This is a genomic window from Cognatiyoonia sp. IB215446 (genome assembly GCF_033963825.1).
Taxonomy (GTDB): Bacteria; Pseudomonadota; Alphaproteobacteria; order Rhodobacterales; family Rhodobacteraceae; genus Yoonia.
Genome location: NZ_JAXBMD010000006.1, coordinates 117,827 through 136,915 on the forward strand (window position 1 = coordinate 117,827; position 19,089 = coordinate 136,915).

At 58.8% G+C, this 19,089-nt stretch carries 23 protein-coding genes; 9 read left to right on the forward strand and 14 right to left on the reverse strand.

Annotation, left to right across the window (positions count from 1 at the left end):
• Positions 1 to 134: 134 nt before the first annotated feature.
• From yidC to SLH49_RS19195, 7 genes are all read left to right on the forward strand, one after another.
• On the forward strand, positions 135 to 1,955 hold the full coding sequence (gene yidC, locus SLH49_RS19165) for a membrane protein insertase YidC (protein WP_320270773.1): 1,821 nt from the start codon (positions 135 to 137) through the stop codon (positions 1,953 to 1,955).
• On the forward strand, positions 1,956 to 2,711 hold the full coding sequence (locus tag SLH49_RS19170) for an MOSC domain-containing protein (protein WP_320270774.1): 756 nt from the start codon (positions 1,956 to 1,958) through the stop codon (positions 2,709 to 2,711).
• Positions 2,712 to 2,713: 2 nt separating this feature from the next.
• Positions 2,714 to 3,361, forward strand: a complete 648-nt coding sequence (yihA, locus tag SLH49_RS19175) for a ribosome biogenesis GTP-binding protein YihA/YsxC (RefSeq protein WP_320270775.1) — start codon at positions 2,714 to 2,716, stop codon at positions 3,359 to 3,361.
• 17 nt (positions 3,362 to 3,378) lie between these two features.
• On the forward strand, positions 3,379 to 4,233 hold the full coding sequence (gene argB / locus SLH49_RS19180) for an acetylglutamate kinase (RefSeq protein WP_320270776.1): 855 nt from the start codon (positions 3,379 to 3,381) through the stop codon (positions 4,231 to 4,233).
• Between the two features lie 61 nt (positions 4,234 to 4,294).
• Positions 4,295 to 4,798: a hypothetical protein gene (locus SLH49_RS19185; protein ID WP_320270777.1), complete on the forward strand. Its 504-nt coding sequence runs from the start codon at positions 4,295 to 4,297 to the stop codon at positions 4,796 to 4,798.
• Between the two features lie 9 nt (positions 4,799 to 4,807).
• Positions 4,808 to 5,410, forward strand: coding sequence for a ferredoxin (locus tag SLH49_RS19190; protein ID WP_320270778.1), 603 nt, complete (start codon positions 4,808 to 4,810; stop codon positions 5,408 to 5,410).
• A complete protein-coding gene (locus SLH49_RS19195) occupies positions 5,407 to 5,922 on the forward strand; it encodes a SixA phosphatase family protein (RefSeq protein WP_320270779.1) in 516 nt (171 codons plus the stop codon). Before SLH49_RS19190 ends, SLH49_RS19195 begins: the two co-directional genes overlap by 4 nt.
• A 175-nt stretch (positions 5,923 to 6,097) precedes the next feature.
• Here the strand turns inward: SLH49_RS19195 and SLH49_RS19200 are convergent, their stop codons facing one another.
• The 9 genes from SLH49_RS19200 to SLH49_RS19240 all read right to left on the reverse strand — a co-directional run bounded on the left by SLH49_RS19200 (position 6,098) and on the right by SLH49_RS19240 (position 14,901).
• A complete protein-coding gene (locus SLH49_RS19200) occupies positions 6,098 to 6,889 on the reverse strand; it encodes an amino acid ABC transporter ATP-binding protein (RefSeq protein WP_320241283.1) in 792 nt (263 codons plus the stop codon).
• A 12-nt stretch (positions 6,890 to 6,901) separates the two neighbouring features.
• Positions 6,902 to 8,191 (reverse strand): amino acid ABC transporter permease, encoded by a 1,290-nt coding sequence (locus SLH49_RS19205; protein ID WP_320270780.1) that lies wholly within the window; start codon positions 8,189 to 8,191, stop codon positions 6,902 to 6,904.
• A gap of 1 nt (position 8,192) precedes the next feature.
• The gene (locus SLH49_RS19210) at positions 8,193 to 9,407 is read right to left on the reverse strand and encodes an ABC transporter permease subunit (RefSeq protein ID WP_320270781.1); all 1,215 of its coding nucleotides are present in this window, start codon (positions 9,405 to 9,407) and stop codon (positions 8,193 to 8,195) included.
• Between the two features lie 128 nt (positions 9,408 to 9,535).
• The gene (locus SLH49_RS19215; protein ID WP_320241279.1) at positions 9,536 to 10,555 is read right to left on the reverse strand and encodes an amino acid ABC transporter substrate-binding protein; all 1,020 of its coding nucleotides are present in this window, start codon (positions 10,553 to 10,555) and stop codon (positions 9,536 to 9,538) included.
• A 218-nt stretch (positions 10,556 to 10,773) separates the two neighbouring features.
• Positions 10,774 to 11,484, reverse strand: coding sequence for an ATP12 family chaperone protein (locus SLH49_RS19220; RefSeq protein WP_320270782.1), 711 nt, complete (start codon positions 11,482 to 11,484; stop codon positions 10,774 to 10,776).
• Positions 11,481 to 12,158: an HAD-IA family hydrolase gene (locus SLH49_RS19225; RefSeq protein WP_320270783.1), complete on the reverse strand. Its 678-nt coding sequence runs from the start codon at positions 12,156 to 12,158 to the stop codon at positions 11,481 to 11,483. The genes SLH49_RS19220 and SLH49_RS19225 overlap by 4 nt, the downstream gene beginning before the upstream one ends.
• Positions 12,151 to 13,206: an RluA family pseudouridine synthase gene (locus SLH49_RS19230; protein WP_320270784.1), complete on the reverse strand. Its 1,056-nt coding sequence runs from the start codon at positions 13,204 to 13,206 to the stop codon at positions 12,151 to 12,153. The genes SLH49_RS19225 and SLH49_RS19230 overlap by 8 nt, the downstream gene beginning before the upstream one ends.
• Entirely contained in the window at positions 13,203 to 13,562 is a 360-nt protein-coding gene (gene crcB / locus SLH49_RS19235; protein WP_320270785.1) for a fluoride efflux transporter CrcB, read from the reverse strand. Before crcB ends, SLH49_RS19230 begins: the two co-directional genes overlap by 4 nt.
• A gap of 31 nt (positions 13,563 to 13,593) precedes the next feature.
• Positions 13,594 to 14,901, reverse strand: a complete 1,308-nt coding sequence (locus SLH49_RS19240) for a replication-associated recombination protein A (RefSeq protein WP_320270786.1) — start codon at positions 14,899 to 14,901, stop codon at positions 13,594 to 13,596.
• Between the two features lie 141 nt (positions 14,902 to 15,042).
• Here SLH49_RS19240 and SLH49_RS19245 point away from each other — a divergent pair, with 141 nt between their 5' ends.
• Positions 15,043 to 15,378: a metalloregulator ArsR/SmtB family transcription factor gene (locus tag SLH49_RS19245; RefSeq protein WP_320270787.1), complete on the forward strand. Its 336-nt coding sequence runs from the start codon at positions 15,043 to 15,045 to the stop codon at positions 15,376 to 15,378.
• Positions 15,375 to 15,872 carry an SRPBCC domain-containing protein gene (locus tag SLH49_RS19250; protein WP_320270788.1) on the forward strand — a complete coding sequence of 166 codons (498 nt, stop codon included), beginning with the start codon at positions 15,375 to 15,377 and terminating at the stop codon, positions 15,870 to 15,872. The genes SLH49_RS19245 and SLH49_RS19250 overlap by 4 nt, the downstream gene beginning before the upstream one ends.
• A gap of 90 nt (positions 15,873 to 15,962) precedes the next feature.
• On the opposite strand, the gene rplQ is transcribed toward SLH49_RS19250, so the two are convergent.
• The 5 genes from rplQ to SLH49_RS19275 form a co-directional block, all read right to left on the reverse strand.
• Complete coding sequence (gene rplQ / locus SLH49_RS19255; protein ID WP_320270789.1) at positions 15,963 to 16,388, reverse strand: 50S ribosomal protein L17; 426 nt, start codon at positions 16,386 to 16,388, stop codon at positions 15,963 to 15,965.
• A 133-nt stretch (positions 16,389 to 16,521) separates the two neighbouring features.
• Complete coding sequence (locus SLH49_RS19260) at positions 16,522 to 17,538, reverse strand: DNA-directed RNA polymerase subunit alpha (protein ID WP_320241257.1); 1,017 nt, start codon at positions 17,536 to 17,538, stop codon at positions 16,522 to 16,524.
• 107 nt (positions 17,539 to 17,645) lie between these two features.
• Entirely contained in the window at positions 17,646 to 18,035 is a 390-nt protein-coding gene (rpsK, locus tag SLH49_RS19265; protein ID WP_090202446.1) for a 30S ribosomal protein S11, read from the reverse strand.
• A 12-nt stretch (positions 18,036 to 18,047) separates the two neighbouring features.
• Positions 18,048 to 18,416, reverse strand: a complete 369-nt coding sequence (gene rpsM / locus SLH49_RS19270; protein ID WP_320241254.1) for a 30S ribosomal protein S13 — start codon at positions 18,414 to 18,416, stop codon at positions 18,048 to 18,050.
• A 206-nt stretch (positions 18,417 to 18,622) separates the two neighbouring features.
• A complete protein-coding gene (locus SLH49_RS19275; protein WP_320270790.1) occupies positions 18,623 to 19,066 on the reverse strand; it encodes a hypothetical protein in 444 nt (147 codons plus the stop codon).
• Between the last annotated feature and the right edge of the window lie 23 nt (positions 19,067 to 19,089).

Sequence of the window (19,089 nt, forward strand, 5' to 3'; positions counted from 1 at the left end):
GGTGTCGGCGGCCTGAATTCAGGCTTCCAGACCTGCTTCATAGCGTCTTTTTGACCCTAAAACCGCTTGACCTTTCGGGTCCTGACAGGTTGAACAGCCCCCAGACTTTTCGATGCGGCTATGGGCGGTTTCAGATGGACGACCAGAACAAGAATCTCATCCTCGCGACCTTGCTCAGCTTTATGGTGATCATGGCGTGGACGCTGTTGTTCCCGCCAGAGGAACTGCCGATCGATCCCGCTACCGAAGCCGCCGTCAGCGCCGAGGATCCAACGCTTCCTGCAGTTGATCCTGTCACCCCGACAGCGACGGCCCCAACCGAAACGACAGAGGCACCATCTGAGGCACCGCGCGTCGCGATTGAGACCGGTGAGTTCCAAGGGTCACTGTCCCTGCTCGGCGGGCGAATTGATGATCTGGCACTGACCCAATACCGCGAAACCATCGACGAGGACGCCGAAATCGTGCGGCTCTTGCGGCCCGTTGGTGAACCCGGTGCTTACTTCGCGTCCTTCGGCTGGACCGGGATTGAGGGGATCGATGCAAGTGCTGTCCCCGGCCCCGATACACTCTGGTCGCTCGAAAGCGGTCAGACTCTGACACCCGAAAGCCCTGTCACGCTGGTCTGGGACAATGGTGCAGGACAGATTTTCCGCAATGTCGTTTCGGTCGATGATGAGTTCATGTTCACCTTCGCACAAAGCGTTGAGAATACTGGTGCAACACCTGTCTCCGCCCGCCCATACGGCCTGCTGCGGCGGCACGGGCAGCCGGATGATCTGAAGAACTTCTTCATCCTGCACGAAGGCCTTGTGCGGATGACCGACGGGGAGTTGGAAGAAACCGGCTATGACAACATCACCGAATATGAGGTCGACCCGCGCGAACGCACACAGGCCGAGCGTCTGGATGTGCAGAATTCCGGCTGGATTGGCTACACCGACCACTATTGGATGACGACCCTGATCCCCGAGCAGAACGCGCCTTTCCGCTCGACGTCGAAGTATTTCGACAGTCGTGACCTGTTCCAGGCCGAGGCCGTGATGCCAGTTGAGACCATCGCCGCGGGCGCGACAGCCACCGTCACCACACGCCTTTTTGCCGGGGCGAAGGAATGGGAAGCGATCCGCAATTATCAAAACGACGGCGGCGTCGCGGGTTTCCTCGACAGCATCGACTGGGGCTGGTTCTTTTTCCTGACCAAGCCGATCTTTGCGCTACTGCACTACCTCAACATCGTGATCGGCAATATGGGCTGGTCGATCCTCGCGCTGACCGTGATCCTGAAGATCATCGTGCTGCCGCTGGCCTATAAGTCCTACGTCTCCATGGCGCGGATGAAAGAGCTGCAGCCAGAGATGGAGAAGCTGAAAGAGCGTGTGGGCGATGATCGTCAGGCGATGCAGCAGGGCATGATGAAGCTTTATCAGGAAAACAAGGTGAACCCTGCGGCGGGCTGTTTGCCGATCCTTCTGCAGATCCCGATCTTCTTTTCGCTCTACAAGGTGATCTTCGTCACCATCGAGTTGCGCCATGCGCCGTGGTTCGGCTGGATCAGAGACCTCAGCGCGCCTGACCCGTCATCCTTCATCAACCTCTTTGGCCTGTTGCCATGGGCCGCACCCACGCCGGGTTCCATTCTGGCGTTGCTTGCCATCGGTATCCTGCCGATCCTGCTGGGCGTTTCGATGTGGCTGCAGCAAAAGCTAAACCCGGCCCCAACCGACCCCACGCAAAAGGCGATCTTTGCGTGGATGCCATGGGTCTTCATGTTCATGCTGGGGTCTTTCGCGTCTGGCCTTGTCCTTTACTGGATTGCCAACAACATCATCACCTTCATCCAGCAATACGCGATCATGCGCAGCCATGGCGCCAAGCCCGATGTCTTCGGCAACATCAAGGAAGGCATGCGCCGCAAGAAACCTGTGGAAGCCGACAAGAAAGAGGGCGAGTAGATGATCACTGTCGCCGGTCTGTGGCGGCATCCGATCAAAAGCCACGGGCGTGAACAGATTGACAGCGTGACGCTGGTTGAGGGACAGACCATGCCTTGGGACAGGCATTGGGCGGTCAGCAATGATCGGTCAAAGTTCGATCCAACCAATCCGGCCTGGATCAGCTGCCGCAACTTCATGATCGGGGTGACGACGCCGGGTCTGGCGGGCATCTGGGCCAAGCTTGATGAAGCATCGGCCACGCTCACCCTGAGCCATGTCGATCTGGGCGAGATCACGTTTCACCCTGACAACCCAGCCGATGCAGCCCGCTTTCTGACCTGGGTAAAGCCGGTTTGTGATCCGGACGGTCTGCAACCTGCCAGCATCGCGCGCGTCCCCGGGCGCGGCATGACAGATACCGCCGAACCCACCGTCTCCATCATGACCCATGCAAGCCACAAGAGCGTCGCGGGGCGCTTGGGCCGCCCGCTTGAGATCGAACGCTGGCGCGGCAATATCTGGCTCGACGGCGCGGCCCCGTGGGAAGAATTCGAGTGGATCGGCAAGACTGTCGGTATCGGCGCGGCAGAACTGCAGGTCGTGGAACCGATCAAGCGCTGCAAGCATACGATGGCGAACCCCCAGACCGGTCATAGGGATACTGACACGCTCGGTGTCCTGCAGGACGGCTGGGGACATGAGAATTTCGGCGTCAATGCCATCGTGAGAAAGACGGGGCAGGTCACACTGCAAGACAGGGTCGAGGTGCTCTAAGGATGGAACTGCGCTTCCCCGAGGTCGAGACGCCGGATGATCATGCGCTGGAAAAAGGGCGTCTACTCTTTGCGGGTGAAACTGAGTTCCTCAAAGGCGTCGTCGCCATGGATGGCCTGCCTGCTCCTGACCGGGTCGAGATCTGCTTTGCCGGACGCTCCAATGTGGGCAAATCCTCTCTCATCAACGCGCTCACCGGGCGCAAGGGCCTCGCGCGCGCATCAAACACGCCTGGGCGCACGCAAGAGATCAACTTCTTCACCGCAGGGGACATCTATGTAGTCGACCTACCTGGCTACGGCTTTGCGAATGCGCCCGTTGCCGTGGTCGAGAAATGGCAGCGCCTCCTGAGGCAATATCTGCAAGGGCGGCAAACGCTGCGCAGGGTTTTCGTGCTGATTGACGCGCGTCACGGGGCAAAGGCCGTCGATGAAGAGATCATGACGCTCTTGGACAAATCCGCCGTGACGTTTCAGGTTGTCATGACCAAGATCGACAAGGTCAAAGGCAAAGCGCTCGACGAAGCGCTCAGCAAGACACGCGCGGCCCTAGCCAAACACCCTGCGGCCTTCCCCGAACTGATCCTGACATCTTCGGAAAATGGCGATGGGGTCGCGACCTTGCGCGCCGTGATCGCGGGGATCGGATGAAGAAAAGGACCGACGCCATGAACCGGGATTGGATCGCCACAGCGGCAACGCTCAGCCAGGCGCTGCCCTATATGCAGCGTTATGCGGGTGCGACGGTTGTCATCAAACTCGGCGGGCACGCCATGGGCAGCGATGAGGCCATGGCGAGCTTTGCCCGCGACATCGTGCTGATGCGGCAGGTCGGCTTGAACCCGGTGATCGTGCATGGCGGCGGCCCGATGATTAACGAGATGCTGGCGAAGCTTGAGATCAAATCGGACTTCGTGAACGGCAAGCGGGTCACCGACGCGGCGACCATGGATGTGGTTGAAATGGTCCTGTCGGGCAAGGTGAACAACCGCCTCGTGCAGGCGATCAGTGCGGAGGGCGGCAAGGCCGTGGGCCTCTCCGGCAAAGACGCCAACCTGATGATCTGCGAAGAAACCGACCCAGACCTGGGCTTTGTCGGCACGCCCGTTGCCGTCGACCCCACGATCATCCGCGACCTGCATGCGGCCCACGCGATCCCCGTGATCGCGCCTTTGGGCATGGGCCGCGCGGGTGAGACTTTCAACGTCAACGGCGATACGGCTGCGGGCGCCATCGCCGGGGCACTGAAGGCGGATCGCCTGCTTTTGCTGACGGATGTCGCGGGCGTGAAAGACAAGGACGGCAATGTCCTCACCGAAATCGCCCCCGGCAAAGTAACCGACCTCATTGCCGATGGCACGATTGCAGGCGGCATGATCCCCAAAACAGAAACCGCGCTTGCTGCTATGGCCGAGGGCGTGCGCGCCGTTGTTATTCTGGATGGCCGCGCACCCAATGCCTGCCTCTTAGAGCTTTTCACCGATCACGGGGCCGGGTCACTAATCCGCGAACCGCGCAACTGATTTTTCTGCGCCTCTTGCCTTGGTCGTGATAGGCTTTCGACATTCGGTTGAGGAGTTGGTCATGAAATCACTTTTGCATGCCGCCGTCGGCGTCACCTTTCTCGCCACATCCGCCCACGCCATCGACCCCTGCATGGTCGGCGTGTGGGAGGCGGATGGCGCGGACATCGCTGCCCTCATGGCCACCCAGATGGGCGGTAACGCGACCCATCTCGGCGGCAATGCCAGTCTTGAAATCACTGAAACCGGCGTCATGACCCTCCTGGTGAACGATCTGGTCATCGAGGTGCAGATGCCCGATGTGCCCGCCATTGCCGTTACCGTTTCGGGCTATTCCCAAGGTGCGATGAATGCCGATGACGGGGCAACTTACGTGGCAAATGCGCCGGAATACGACCTGATCGGGTCGGCGGATGTGATGGGCACGCGGATGGACGTCCCCGTTACATCCGATACGGGTCCTTGGGGCCAGTCGACCGGCACCTATGGCTGCAGCGACGATGGTTTGACCTTTGAGGCTGACATGCCCGGCTCAATTCCACCTTCCTGGACGCGGGTTCGCTAGGCTTTGGAGATGAACCTCGACGACGCATTGCGACTGCATGGGCTTCGTTGTTTGGGCGATTGCCCGGACGGGGCGGACACGATCACACTCATCGGCCCGGACGAGCCGCGATTTTGGGGGGTTTTTACCGAAAGCGCGGAGTATCAGGACGGTGCGCCAAATCCGCTTGACCGGTGGTCACGGCGGGTTTTGACCGGGGTCGCTGAAGAAATGGACGAGGAGCCGCTTTTTCCCTTTGGCGGTCCACCCTATGCGCCCTTCTTCACCTGGGCGGTGCAGTCAGGGCGCTTCTGGGCCTCGCCCATCGGATTTCTGGTCCATGACGAGGTGGGATTGTTTGTCAGCTTCCGCGGGGCGCTGCGGCATAGGGGCGTAGCGGCGCCGCCTTCCATCGAGAAACCATGTACGACATGCCCTCAACCCTGCGCCACCGCTTGCCCGGTTGGCGCGTTTGAAGATGGCTACGACGTGGCCGCGTGCAAGGCGCATGTGATGTCCGCGGCGGGTGTTGATTGCCGGACAGGTGGATGCCTCGCGCGGCGCGCCTGCCCGGTGGGCCAAGGCCTGCGCCTGCCCGCCCAAGCCGCGTTTCATATGGAGGCTTTCCTGTGACCAAACGCCTAACCCTGATCCGCCACGCGAAATCCAGCTGGAGCAACCCCTTTGCTGACGATCATGCCCGTGTGCTGAACAAGCGCGGTCGAGCCTCAGCCACCGCGATTGGCGGATGGCTCGCCGAGAAGGGATATCTGCCCGACATGATCCTATGCTCTGACGCGCAGCGCACGCGGGAAACGGCGGATCTGCTCATCCCGGAAATCGACCACGCGCCCAAACTGCGCCTCTCGAGCAGGCTCTATCACGCGAGCCCAGAGACCATTTTGGAGGTCATCCACCGTGAACCGTCGGAAAATGTTGCGGTCATCGGCCACAACCCCGGCATCGGCATGCTCGCCCATGCGCTCGTGACGACGCCGCCGGACCACCACCGGTTCAGCGACTATCCCACTTGCGCGACGACTGTAATCGACTTTGCCGATGACATCGCAAGGCGCAAAGGCACCTGCGTCGATTTCATCGTGCCACGTGACCTGATTGGGACCACGGGAAGCGACATCGATTAGAACAACAGTGAGGGCTGCGCTCGACCCTGGGCCGCAGGCCGTCTTGCAAAAGGTCCAGTGGAGCTTTTCAGGCCGGAGGGTGCGACAGCACAGGGTGCATCGCAGACGCGTCCTCCCGGCGGGAGGGTCGGGCGCAGCCCGGGCCCAGGGCCCGGTCCTTGGGTAGACAGACCCCTTAGTGCCCCAAAATCTGGCTCAGGAACAATTGCGTCCGGTCGGATTTCGGGTTGTTGAAGAACTCTTCCGGCTCATTCTGCTCCACGATCTGGCCTTGATCCATAAAGATCACGCGGTTCGCCACCTGACGGGCAAAGCCCATCTCGTGCGTGACGCAGAGCATGGTCATGCCCTCTGCCGCAAGCTCGATCATGGTGTCCAGCACTTCCTTGATCATCTCAGGATCGAGCGCCGATGTCGGTTCGTCAAAGAGCATGATGCGCGGACGCATGCACAAGCTGCGCGCAATCGCCACGCGCTGTTGCTGACCGCCCGACAACTGCCCGGGATATTTATGCGCCTGATCCGGGATCTTCACCTTTTCAAGGAAATGCATCGCGGTTTCCTCGGCCTCTTTCTTGGGCGTCTTGCGCACCCAGATCGGGGCCAGCGTGCAGTTTTCGAGGATCGACAAATGCGGGAACAGGTTGAAGTGTTGAAAACACATCCCAACCTCGGACCGGATCTTGTCGATGTTCTTCAGATCCGATGACAGGACAGTGCCGTCGACGGTGATCTTACCCTGCTGGTGTTCTTCCAGCGCGTTGATACAGCGGATCAATGTCGACTTACCAGACCCAGAGGGGCCACAAATGACGATCCGCTCACCACGATAGACGCTCAGGTCAATATCGCGCAGGACGTGGAAGGCACCGTACCATTTGTTCATGCCTTCGATAGTGATCGCCAGCTCGTCGGAGACTTTCATCTGCGAGGTGTCGACCTCTTGTTCAAGAATTGCTTCGGCCATGATCAGCCTCCCTTAGCGATGGTCGGTTGCGAGCCTGCGCTCCAACCATTGTGAGTATTGTGAAATGCCGTAGCAGACGACGAAGAACAGGACGGAGGCTGCCATGAAGAGCTCCCAATAGACGCCGTTCCAGTCAGTCGATGACAGGATCGGACCACGGATCATGCCGACCAGATCGAACATCGAAATGACCGAGACGAGTGTGGTGTCTTTGAAAAGGCCCACGGCCACGTTCACGATGCCGGGGATCGAGATCTTTAATGCCTGAGGCAGGATGATCAGCCGCATCGCTTGCGGGTAGTCCAGTCCAAGACTATCTGCAGCCTCGTATTGCCCCTTGGGCAAGGCGGCCAGACCGCCCCTGATGACCTCGGCGATGTAAGCGGCTGAGAACATCGTGATCATGATGATCACCCGCAGGATCAAGTCAAACGTCGTACCCGGCGGCAGGAAGTAAGCGAGAACCACGTTTGCCACGAACAGCAAGGTAATCAGCGGCACGCCCCGGATGAATTCAATGAATATCACGCAGATGAACTTGATGATCGGCATGTCCGACTGACGGCCTAACGCCAACACAATCCCGATGGGCAGCGATAGCGACACACAGGTCACGCCCAGGATCATGTTGAGCATAAAGCCCCCCATGTTGCGCGACTGAACAGCCTCAAGGAAGGGCTGCGCCGGAGCGATCGCTTCGGTGATGTACCCGCCAACAACCCATGTGATGATCGCGGCAACGACCCCGCCGAAAAAGCCCATGGCAAAACTGTCTTTGACGAAGCGCTCATAGACGAAGTAACCCACGATAAAGCCAGCCAGCGCAAAGAGTGGCGCAAAGATCGTCCCACCCCAGATCAGCCAGTAGGCGATAAATGGGTAGAGCCCGGTAAAGATCAAAAGCTTGCGGGGCAGATCAAAGAACATCACCGGAGCGGCTGCAAAGAAGAGCAGGATGAACGCAATCGTGGGACGCCAGTAATGCTCCACCGGGTAGCTGAAACCAAAGAGAAGCTGGTTCCAACGCTCTGACAAAACAGAGAAGCAAGCGCCAGTCGCCCCCTGCAACGCCTCGCGACATTCGGCGAGCGAGTTGGTGTTCCAGATGCCGTTGGCGATCCAGGGGAACACAAAGACGACCAGTTGATAGATGACGTAAAGCGATACCAGCGTCAGAATCCCGTTCGGCACGCTGGAAAACAGGTTCTCGCGCATCCATTTGACGATCCCCGCCTGACTGGCCGGTGGGGGTAGCTGCGGAAGGGTCTCGGTGCGGACAAAAGCGACTGTATCTTGTGGCATATCAGCGCTCCTTCAGCTTCACGGAATTGTTGTAGACGTTCATCACCGCTGAAATCAGGAGCGAAATCGTCAGATAGAACAACATCAGAAGCAGGATCGCCTCAATCGCGCGGCCGGTCTGGTTCAGGGTGATCCCGCCCAAAGTGGCCGTGACATCCATGTACCCAACCGCGATGGCCAGCGAGGAGTTCTTGGTAATGTTGAGGTATTGCGAGATCAGCGGCGGGATGATCACACGCAAGGCCTGCGGCAGGATCACGAGGTTCATGATCCGCCCCGGGCGCAGGCCGAGCGAAGCCGCGGCTTCAGTCTGCCCTTTCGAGATCGCCTGGATACCCGCCCGCACGTTTTCGGCGATGAAGGCCCCGGTATAGATCGCCAGCGCAAACCAGAGTGCGATCAGTGAACCGCGAAGCTGAATGCCGCCTTGGAAGTTGAAGCCTTGCAGCGAGGGATATTCCAGCGTGATCGGGCGCCCAAGGATGAAGTAGAACAGCAATGTCGGTACGAAGAACATCGCGACGGATGGCCAGAAGGTCGGTAGAAGCTGCCCGGTCGCGTAAAGCTTTTTGGTGGCATAGCGCCGATAGGCGAAGATGCCGATGATCGACAGGATGAACACGGCAACCACGATTAGACCGCCGCTGTCCAGAACCGGCTTTGGCACATAAACCCCGCGATTGGTGAACGCGAAGGCGTCAAACAGCATGGTCGCAGCCGGATCATCACCGCGGAACGCCCTTGGCGCGGGCATGCTGACGGTCATGATCGAGAAGATGATGATGATCCAGATCAGAACGGGCACGTTGCGGAACATCTCCACATACATCGCCATCAGTTTTGAGACGACCCAGTTGTTCGAGAGCCGCAGAACGCCCGCAATCACCCCAAAGATGGTCGCCGTCACACAGGCCAGAAACGCAACGATCAGCGTGTTCAGAACCCCGACGGTCGAAGCACGCAGATGCGATGACTGGCTATCGTATTCAATGGGGCGTTGATTGATATCATAGCCTGCCGGATCGCGCAGGAAATCAAACGATATATTCAACCCCGCCGCTTCCAGATTGCTTCTTAGGTTCGCGAACAGATACGCGATCGCAGCAATCAGCACAATGAGCGCGATAAACTGGAATGTGTAGGATCGATACCGCGTGTCGTTGATCAGCATCGACAGGCGGAACGCCCCCTGCGGCGGGTCGGTAATCGACGTCATATGTTATCCCCGTTAACCCGGTGTCACTTTTATCAGGCTGCTTTTGCGCAGCTCTCTTGCACCGATTTTTGGTCGTCTTTGGTGAAAGGGCGCGGTGTTGACCGCGCCCTTTGGTATTTCCGATTTCCTTAACGGAAAGGTGGAGAGTAGATCAGACCACCTTCGGTCCACTGCGCGTTCAGGCCGCGTGCCAGACCGATTGGTGTGTTCTCACCAATGTTCTTCTCAAAAAGCTCGCCATAGTTACCGCCAGCGGCGATGGCATTGGCGGCCCAGTCAGCTTCGAGACCCAGCATCGCGCCCAGTTCACCTTCAGTACCCAGAAGGCGGTTCACTTCGGGGTTGTCTGTTGGTGCAGCGGCCAGGTCGGCCACGTTGGCAGATGTCACACCCAGCTCTTCTGCCGTGATCAGCGCGTTCAGCGTCCAGCGCACCACATCACCCCAATCGTTGTCGCCGTGGCGCACAAGTGGGCCAAGCGGCTCTTTGGAGACGATTTCTGGCAGCAGGACGTGATCTGCAGGGTTTTCGAACGACGCACGTGTCGCAGCAAGACCAGAGGCGTCTGTCGTGTAGACGTCGCAAGCACCGGCAAGGTACTGTTGCTGTGCCTCAGCATTGGTTTCGATTGGCACTGGTTCATAGCTGATGTTGTTAGAGCGGAAGAAGTCCGCCAGGTTCAGCTCGGTCGTTGTACCGGTCTGGATGCAGACGGTTGCGCCATCAAGATCCTTGGCCGAAGATACGCCCAGATCACGTGGCACCATGAAGCCCTGACCGTCATAGTAGTTGATGCCGGTGAATTCGAATTTCAGATCAACGTCACGGCTGAATGTCCATGTGGTGTTACGTGCCAGCATGTCGATTTCACCCGAGGCAAGCGCAGTAAAGCGTGTCTTACCCGTTGTCGGAACGAATTCCACAGCTGTCGGATCACCAAAGACCGCCGCAGCAACAGCGCGGCACACACCAACGTCGAAGCCAGTCCATACACCGTTCGCATCCGGCGATGCGAAGCCGACAAGACCAGTAGTAACGCCGCAATTCAGCGAGCCACGAGCCTTGATATCATCAAGCGTTGCCGCTGAAGCCAGACTGGCAGCCATGCCAGCAACAGTCAGCGCGCCGAAGAATACGGTTGTTTTCATTTTTACCTCTTCCTGAGTTTCCATCTCAACATAAGATGGCCAATTTTTATCCCGTCCCGATAGACGTTCATGATGAATGAGACCGGTCCTCCCGCCTCAATGGACTAAAGTTTGGGCATATTGGAATAGAGGTCAAGGGCGAGTCGCGCAATTCTCTGTGCAAATGCCCTCGAAACAGGCGGTTTTGTCGCGGATTGCTGAGAAACGCACTGTTTCACTTACGCAAGCGAAAGCGCGTAGAAGCGGGCGGCATCAAAAAAGGCTGCGCGCTTGGTCGCCTCGGCCTTTGTGGCCTCCTCGTCCTCGCCCCATTGCGCGATCTGCCAATGCTCATCAATACGCGAAAGGGCCCATGCATCTTCAACCGAAACGGCGTTCTTTGTTACGGCGAGGGCGAGGATGAGAGAGCCGGAGAGGCTGACCAGATCGTGCGCCGCCCCCAGCGCGAAATCGTCGAAAGCGTCAAGTTCCGCGCGCAGCTTTGCCAGCGCATCAGAGGTCTGTGGCACATGCATGACCCCTTCGCCCACAAACAGTCGGGCGCCGAGTGTATTGGCGGCCCAATCCAGCATCGGATCCCACCCTTCCGCCTGTTTCTGGATCAACGCATCAGGCCCCGCAGCGCGGTAACACAAAAGGTCGCTATCGCCATACTCGGCCAAGAGTGCCGCCACCTCGGCCCGTTGCACACGCACCTTGTCGATGGCCGCATTGGCACCGCGTGTCACGGGCATTGTGCCAGGGTCCAACACCTCTTCCTGCGCGTCCCATTCCGCAGCAATCGCTCCGGCCATGGCCGGGGTGGGCACGATCAGATCAGCTTTGGCAGGTGTTTTGACCGATTTTGTATCGAGCAGCACGGTGTAGCCGCCTGCACATTCCGCGGCTTGCACCGTTTTCCAGAAGCGTTTCGGTTTCCAGTCGCTCATCCTTGGGGTCCTATCAGATCGTCAATGGCCTGCGGCAACGCCGCGAAAGCGTGGATCAATCGGTCAGCCTGCAAATGTTCGACCGGGTGATAACCCCAGCTCACCCCAATCGTCTTGATTCCCGCTGCGCGGGCCATATCCATGTCAAATGTCGTATCACCCACCATGACCGCCCGGTCAGGCGATACACCGGTTTCTGACAGGATCGTGTTGATCATCGATGGGCTCGGTTTTGAGGGGTGATCATCAGCCGTCTGGCGGCTGGCGAAATACCCCTCCAGCCCATGGCCTTCGGTCAGTTTATCCAGGCCGCGCGTGGATTTGCCGGTAGCCACCGCCATAAGCGTCCAGTCTTGCGCGCGAAGCTGATCCAGAACCTCCCGCGCGCCAGGGAAAAACGGCGAGTTTGCATTGCTGCCTTGCGTTTGGCGGATATGGAAATAGGCATCCCGGTAGCCTTGGGTAAGTGCTGCATGCGTGGCGGCATCGGCCTCGGGCGAGAGCTGCGGAAAGATCGTCTCAAGCGACATGCCCACATAGCTGAGCGCCGTCGCCCGTTCCGGCACCGGCAGGCCAACCTGCTTATAGGCATGCGTGAACGCCTCAAAGATCATCACCTGGCTGTCGACCAGCGTGCCATCGACATCGAAGATGACCAGCCGCAACTCACTCATCGGGCATGTTGAATGGATCGACGGGCGCGTGTTCGACCACCCAGCCGACAAAATCCCAGGTGTGCTGCATGTGATCTGGCAAAGGCGCGGTGAGATGCAGCGTCGCCTTGGTCACAGGATGCTCAATCGTCAGGCTGCGGGCGTGCAGATGCATCTTGCGCCCGATCTCTTCACCCATCCCGGCACCCCAGCCATCGCCGAGATTTTCTTGGCCTGAGCCGCCATATTTGCCATCACCGATGATCGGATGCCCGATCTCGGCCATATGCGCGCGCAACTGGTGCGTCCGACCCGTAATGGGGACCAGTGCGCACCACGCCGCGCGGCTGGCAAGCTGATCCATCACCGCATAATCACTGATCGCGCGCTTCGCACCCTCTACGCTGTCGATATCGCGCGGATGCACGCAGCGCATCTTTTCGTTCTCGCCACCGCGCCCGTGCCCCGGTGCCTTGACCAGCCCATATTTGATCGTACCCGCCTTCGGATGCGGCACACCTGCGACGGCGGCCCAGTAGATCTTGCGCGTCTCGCGGTGTTTGAGGTTCTCGATCAACTGCTTGGCCATAAGCCGCGTTCGGGCCAGCAGCAACACCCCAGACGTATCCTTGTCGAGCCGATGCACCAGCCGGGGCTTTTCATCATAGCCAAAGGTCAGCGCCTCCGCCATGCCATCGACATGACGTGTCGTCTTGGAGCCGCCTTGCGTCGCCAGCCCGGGCGGTTTGTTGATCGCGATCATATGATCGTCACGGTAGATCACGCAGGACTGGATCAGCTTTGCATCCGTCTTGCTGACCCCTTGGCGGGCCAAGGCGCGCGCCGCGTCAGCTTCCTCGACCGTTGGTAGCGGCGGGATGCGGACCTTCTGCCCCTCTTCCAACCTCGTGTTCGGTTTGACCCGGCCACCATCCACCCGCAACTCCCCCTTGCGGCACATCTTCTCGATGCGGCCTTGCGTCAGGTGCGGGAACAGGCGGCGTAGATACCGATCCACCCGCTGATCCCCGTCATCCGGGCCAACCATCCGTGTCTGCACGCCGCTCATGCCGCGCCCCCTTTGGCAATCCACAGGCCCGCGGCGCAGGCCAAGAGAGACAACAGAACCGAAGCGAGAACATAGGCGCCCGCCGCACTCATCCGCCCCGCCTCGACCAACCGCAACGTATCGAGCGAGAAGGCCGAAAACGTCGTGAACCCGCCAAGAACACCGGTCATCACAAAAGGTGACCATTGCTGCAGACCGCGCGCGGCGAATACAACCCAGACCACACCGATCAGGAAAGAGCCAACAACATTGACCGTCAAAGTGCCCACCGGAAAGGCCACGATGGCCCCGACGGCATAGCGCCCCACAGCGCCCAATGCGCCCCCAAGCGCCACGGAAATCACAGGTGTCATCATGCGCGTCCCTTGGCGGTTTGCGCGGGCGATGTCAATTCTTCGCCCGCTTGGCGCGCAGCCCCGCGAAATACTCGACCCGCTTTTTCAACTCACGCTCAAAGCCGCGATCAACCGGCGTGTAGTAAACCCCGCGTTTCATGCCTTTGGGGAAGTAGTTCTGACCCGAAAACGCATCCTCTGCATCATGGTCATAGGCGTAGCCCGCGCCGAAGCCCTGTTCTTTCATGAGGTTGGTTGGCGCGTTCAGGATATGGGCTGGCGGCGGCTCTGACCCGGTCTGCTTGGCAGCCTTCATCGCGCCTTTGTAGGCCACATAAGTCGCATTCGATTTGGGGGCGAGCGCGAGATAGACCAAGGCCTGCGCCAGCGCCAACTCTCCCTCGGGCGACCCCAAGCGCTCATAGGTCTCCCACGCCTGCAGACACACCGCCTGCGCCTGCGGATCGGCGAGACCGATATCCTCCACCGCCATGCGGGTTATGCGCCGGGCGAGGAACCGTGGGTCCTCACCACCCGCCAGCATTCGCGCGAACCAATAAAGTGCGGCATCCGGGTCTGATCCGCGCACCGATTTGTGCAGCGCGCTGATCAGGTTGTAGTGCTCATCGCCCGACTTGTCGTATTTGACCGCGCGCTTCATCAGCCGTCTGGTCAGATCATCAGTGGCCAGCTTTGCATCCACCTGCCACGCGCTGACCTGCTCAATCAGGTTCAAGAGCGCGCGGCCATCACCGTCTGCCATCTCAAGCAGCGCCTCACGCGCAGGTCCGTCGAGCGGTAATGCCTTGCCAAGCTCCTTTTCCGCCCGCTGCGCCAGCAATTCGAGGTCTTTCAGATCGAGCCGTTTGAGAACAAAGACCTGCGCCCGGCTGAGCACAGCGGCGTTCAACTCGAAACTCGGGTTCTCGGTCGTGGCCCCGACAAGCAGGATGGTTCCATCCTCCATATGGGGCAGAAACCCGTCCTGCTGCGCCTTGTTGAACCGATGGATTTCGTCAACGAACAGCAGCGTGCCCTTGCTATTCTGCCGCCGCAGCTTGGCCGCTTCGAACACTTTGCGCAGTTCCGGCACACCGGTAAAGATCGCACTGATCTGCACGAAATGCAGGTCGGTCTCATCCGCCAGAAGCCGGGCAATCGTCGTCTTGCCCACGCCTGGCGGGCCCCAGAAGACCAGCGAAGAGAGCGAACCCGAGGCCAGCATCATCCCCAAAGGCGCGTCCGGCCCCAGCACCTGATCCTGCCCGATCACATCCGACAGCTTCGTCGGGCGCAACCGGTCGGCCAAGGGGCGCGGTGCGTCATCGGTCACGGGTGCAGAGTCAAACAGATCAGCCATGGCAAAGCGCAGCTTGACCCAAGCCAGGTGATTTTGGAACCGGGCAAAGGAAGTCTGCTGAAAACAAGTGGTAAGGGATGCCGAGGATCACGCCGCATTAAACCAGTTGTTTAATTAACTCATATGTTTAATACTGACCCTATGACCAGCGACGAATCCCTTGATGCGGCCTTCTCGGCTCTCGCGCACCCGGCTCGCCGCGCCATCCTGCAGCGGCTCGCGCAGGGCACGGCGACGGTGAACACGCTCGCAGAGCCGTTTGAGATGTCGCTCCCAGCCGTATCAAAGCATATCCGCGTGCTGGAAAAGGCAGGGCTGATCAAACGTGAGAAAGACGCACAGTTTCGCCGCTGCACCTTGGATGTGGGCCCAATCGCGGCGATTGCCGATTGGACCGAAACCTACCGACCGATCTGGGACACCAGATTTGACACGATGAGCAAGTTGCTAACTGAATTGAAGGATCAATCATCATGAGTGACGAACAAAAGTGGGTGCGTATCGAACGCGAATTTGATGCACCAATCGATATGGTGTGGAAAATGTGGACCGATCCGGAGATGTTTCGCAAATGGTACGGGCCAAATGGCATGTCCGTCCCGACGGCCGAGATGGATGTGACCATTGGTGGCACACGCAAGGTTTCCATGTTGATGCAGGGCGCGGACCCCGCAAGATCAATGTGGTTCACCGGTGTCTATAAGGAGGTCAACGCGCCGCACCGGCTCGTTTACACCGAAAGCATGTGTGATGCGGACGGCAACATCATATCTCCGCAAGCGATGGGCATGCCCGATAGCTTTCCCGACATTACCGAGGTGATTGTGGAGTTACGCGACATGGGCGGACGGACCCAAATGACCATGGTCCACGTTGGCGTGCCTGAGGGATCACCCGGTGCAGGAGGCTGGACGCAAGCCTTCGACAAGCTCGCCGATTTGGCGGCGTCCGTGGCGCAAGCTGAAGATTAAAGAAGGTTGCTGCGCCGGTACTAGGGACCAGACAAAACAAAAGGGCTGCGCGTTGTCATGCGCAGCCCTTTGAATGAGATTTGGTGCGGATTATTCGTCTGCTTCTGCAGCCTCTTCAGCCTCAAGGCGTGCCTTGTCCGCGGCACCTTTGGCATCGACGTCGCGATCCACGAACTCGATGATCGCCATCGGAGCCATATCACCATAGCGGAAGCCCGCCTTCATGACACGAACATAGCCGCCCTGACGGTCGGCATAGCGTGGGCCAAGAACCTCGAATAGCTTGGCAACGTCCTTGTCTTGCTTCAGCTGTGCGGCAGCCTGACGGCGCGCGTGCAGATCGCCGCGCTTGCCCAGTGTAACCAGCTTTTCAACCACCCGGCGCAATTCCTTGGCCTTAGGCAATGTTGTTTTGATTTGCTCATGTTCGATGAGCGAGCCCGCCATGTTTGCAAAGAGCGCCTTGCGGTGCTCATGGGTGCGGTTCAGGCGGCGGTAGCCTCTTGCGTGACGCATTTTCGTTCTCCTAGATCTTTATGCTTTGTCTGGCAGGGGATGCGTGTCCCCCACTCTCCTTGGGGCAGGATTGCCCTATGTTCCCCACCTGATGTGGGCATTTGCGAACGGGCCCGAAGGCCCGCCCAGATTCTTAGAACTGATCTTCGAATTTCTTCGCCAGATCCTCGATATTGTCTGGCGGCCAATCCTCGACATCCATGCCAAGGTGAAGGCCCATGCCTGACAGCACTTCCTTGATCTCGTTCAAGGACTTGCGGCCAAAGTTCGGTGTGCGCAGCATTTCCGCTTCGGTCTTCTGGATCAGATCGCCAATATACACGATATTGTCGTTCTTCAGGCAGTTTGCAGACCGGACAGACAGTTCCAGCTCATCCACTTTCTTCAAGAGAAGCGGGTTGAACTCCAGACCGTCATCGTCAGCACCGGCAGTCGCACTTTCAGGCTCGTCGAAGTTGACGAAGATCGACAGCTGGTCCTGCAGGATACGGGCGGCATAAGCAACCGCATCATCAGGTGTCAGCGAGCCGTCGGTTTCGACTTTCATGGTCAGCTTGTCATAGTCGAGCACCTGACCTTCGCGGGTCGGCTGCACGTCGTAAGACACTTTCTTAACCGGCGAATAGATCGCGTCGATCGACATCATGCCAATTGGCGCATCTTCAGGCTTGTTCTTGTCGGCCGACACATAGCCCTTACCGGTATTCACGGTCAGTTCCATGTAAAGGTCAGCGCCATCATCAAGGTGGCACAGCACGTGATCCTTGTTGAGGATCTCGATGCCTGCGGTCTCAGAGATATCGGCAGCCGTCACAACGCCAGGGCCCTTCGCCTGAACGCTCAGGCGCTTGGGGCCTTCGACTTCCATGCGGATCGCGACGCCCTTGAGGTTCAGCACGATATCGGTGACGTCTTCACGCACACCGGAGACGCTGGAAAACTCGTGCAGCACGTTGTCGATCTGCACGGCAGTGATGGCCGCGCCCTGCAGCGACGACATCAGAATACGGCGCAGGGCATTGCCCAGCGTCAGACCAAAGCCACGCTCCAGCGGTTCGGCCACAACGGTTGCCTGCCGCATCGGGTCGTTGCCCGGCTTTACCTCTAGTTGAGTTGGTTTGATCAACTCTGCCCAGTTCTTGTGGATCATAGTCCCTCCATTCCTGTTTGCCTCATGATCAAAAGGCAAACGCCCGAGGTTAAAATGACGGTTTGGGGCCGCGCGCAATCACACGGGGCCCCAGCATGCTTTAATGATTAAACGCGGCGGCGCTTGGGTGGACGGCAGCCGTTATGGGCCATCGGGGTCACATCACGGATCGATGTGATGTTGAAGCCGACAGCAGCCAAAGCGCGCAGAGCGCTTTCACGGCCCGACCCTGGCCCCTGCACCTCAACCTCCAGCGTTTTCACGCCGTGATCCTGTGCTTTGCGTCCGGCATCCTCTGCCGCCATCTGGGCTGCATAAGGTGTGGATTTCCGCGAGCCTTTGAAACCCATGGTGCCAGCCGACGACCACGAGATCGCGTTGCCCTGCACGTCAGAGATCAGGATTTTGGTGTTGTTGAAAGAAGAGTTCACATGCGCCACGCCAGCGGCGATGTTTTTAGAGACCTTCTTTTTGGTGCGTTTGGTATCGCGTGCCATGGATCAGCCTCCTTATTTCTTCTTACCGGCAATGGCCTTTGCAGGGCCTTTGCGGGTGCGTGCGTTGGTGGATGTGCGCTGGCCACGGACCGGCAGGTTGCGGCGATGGCGCAAACCACGATAGCAGCCAAGGTCCATCAGGCGCTTGACGTTCATGGTGACTTCACGGCGCAGGTCACCTTCGACGGTGAGGTTCGCGTCGATATATTCACGGATCGACAGCACTTCGGCATCCGACAGGTCATTAACCCGGCGGGCAGTGTCGATTTTGGTTGCTTCGCAGATTTCGGCTGCCTTTGCAGGGCCGATACCGGTGATGTAGGTCAGGGCGATAGGTACCCGCTTGCCGCTGGGTATGTTTACGCCGGCGATACGTGCCACGTGTGCAATTCCTTTTCGTTGCGGGTCCGTAGTTCCAGACCCTTTTTTCACAACGGAAGCCCGGACCATTCGGCGCCGGGCTGCGTCATATCAGGTGGTCTGTGGAAGCGGGGCGCGACCCCTTGCCACAAAATGATTCTCTTTCGAGATGGCGTTACTTAGGAGCGTTGCTGCGGGGCGTCAAGTAGCATCATCCGCAGCCTGTATCATAACTGAATAGTTTCCAAAATGGCGCGCGCCTCATCCTCAATCTGAGGACTGAGCGACCGATCATTTGGCGCCCAGTCGCAAGCATTGTACATGTTGCCCAGCCATTTCGGATAGTCGCAACGCACCTCAATCCAACCAACCAGGTTAGAAATGTCGTCCGGTTCACCTACGCCTTCCAGATACTGTCGCAATGCTTCCAGCCAGATCTGCTTTGCATATTCGGCAACCTCCGCGCCTTCTGGACGATGGTCATGGTGTCGAATGCGCACCAGGCGCAGCAAAGGGTTATCGTGGCGGTACCTGACATCAGCCAAATCGTTCAGGTGCATCAAGTCACTGAGAAAGACCAATTCATCTTGTGCCTCGCAGTCAGCGAGCTGGGTCGCGGCCCAGTCATTCACATCACTCAGGTCGTAGGCACCGATTTCACAGCCAACCAATAGCTGCCATGCTGTGTCCGGTG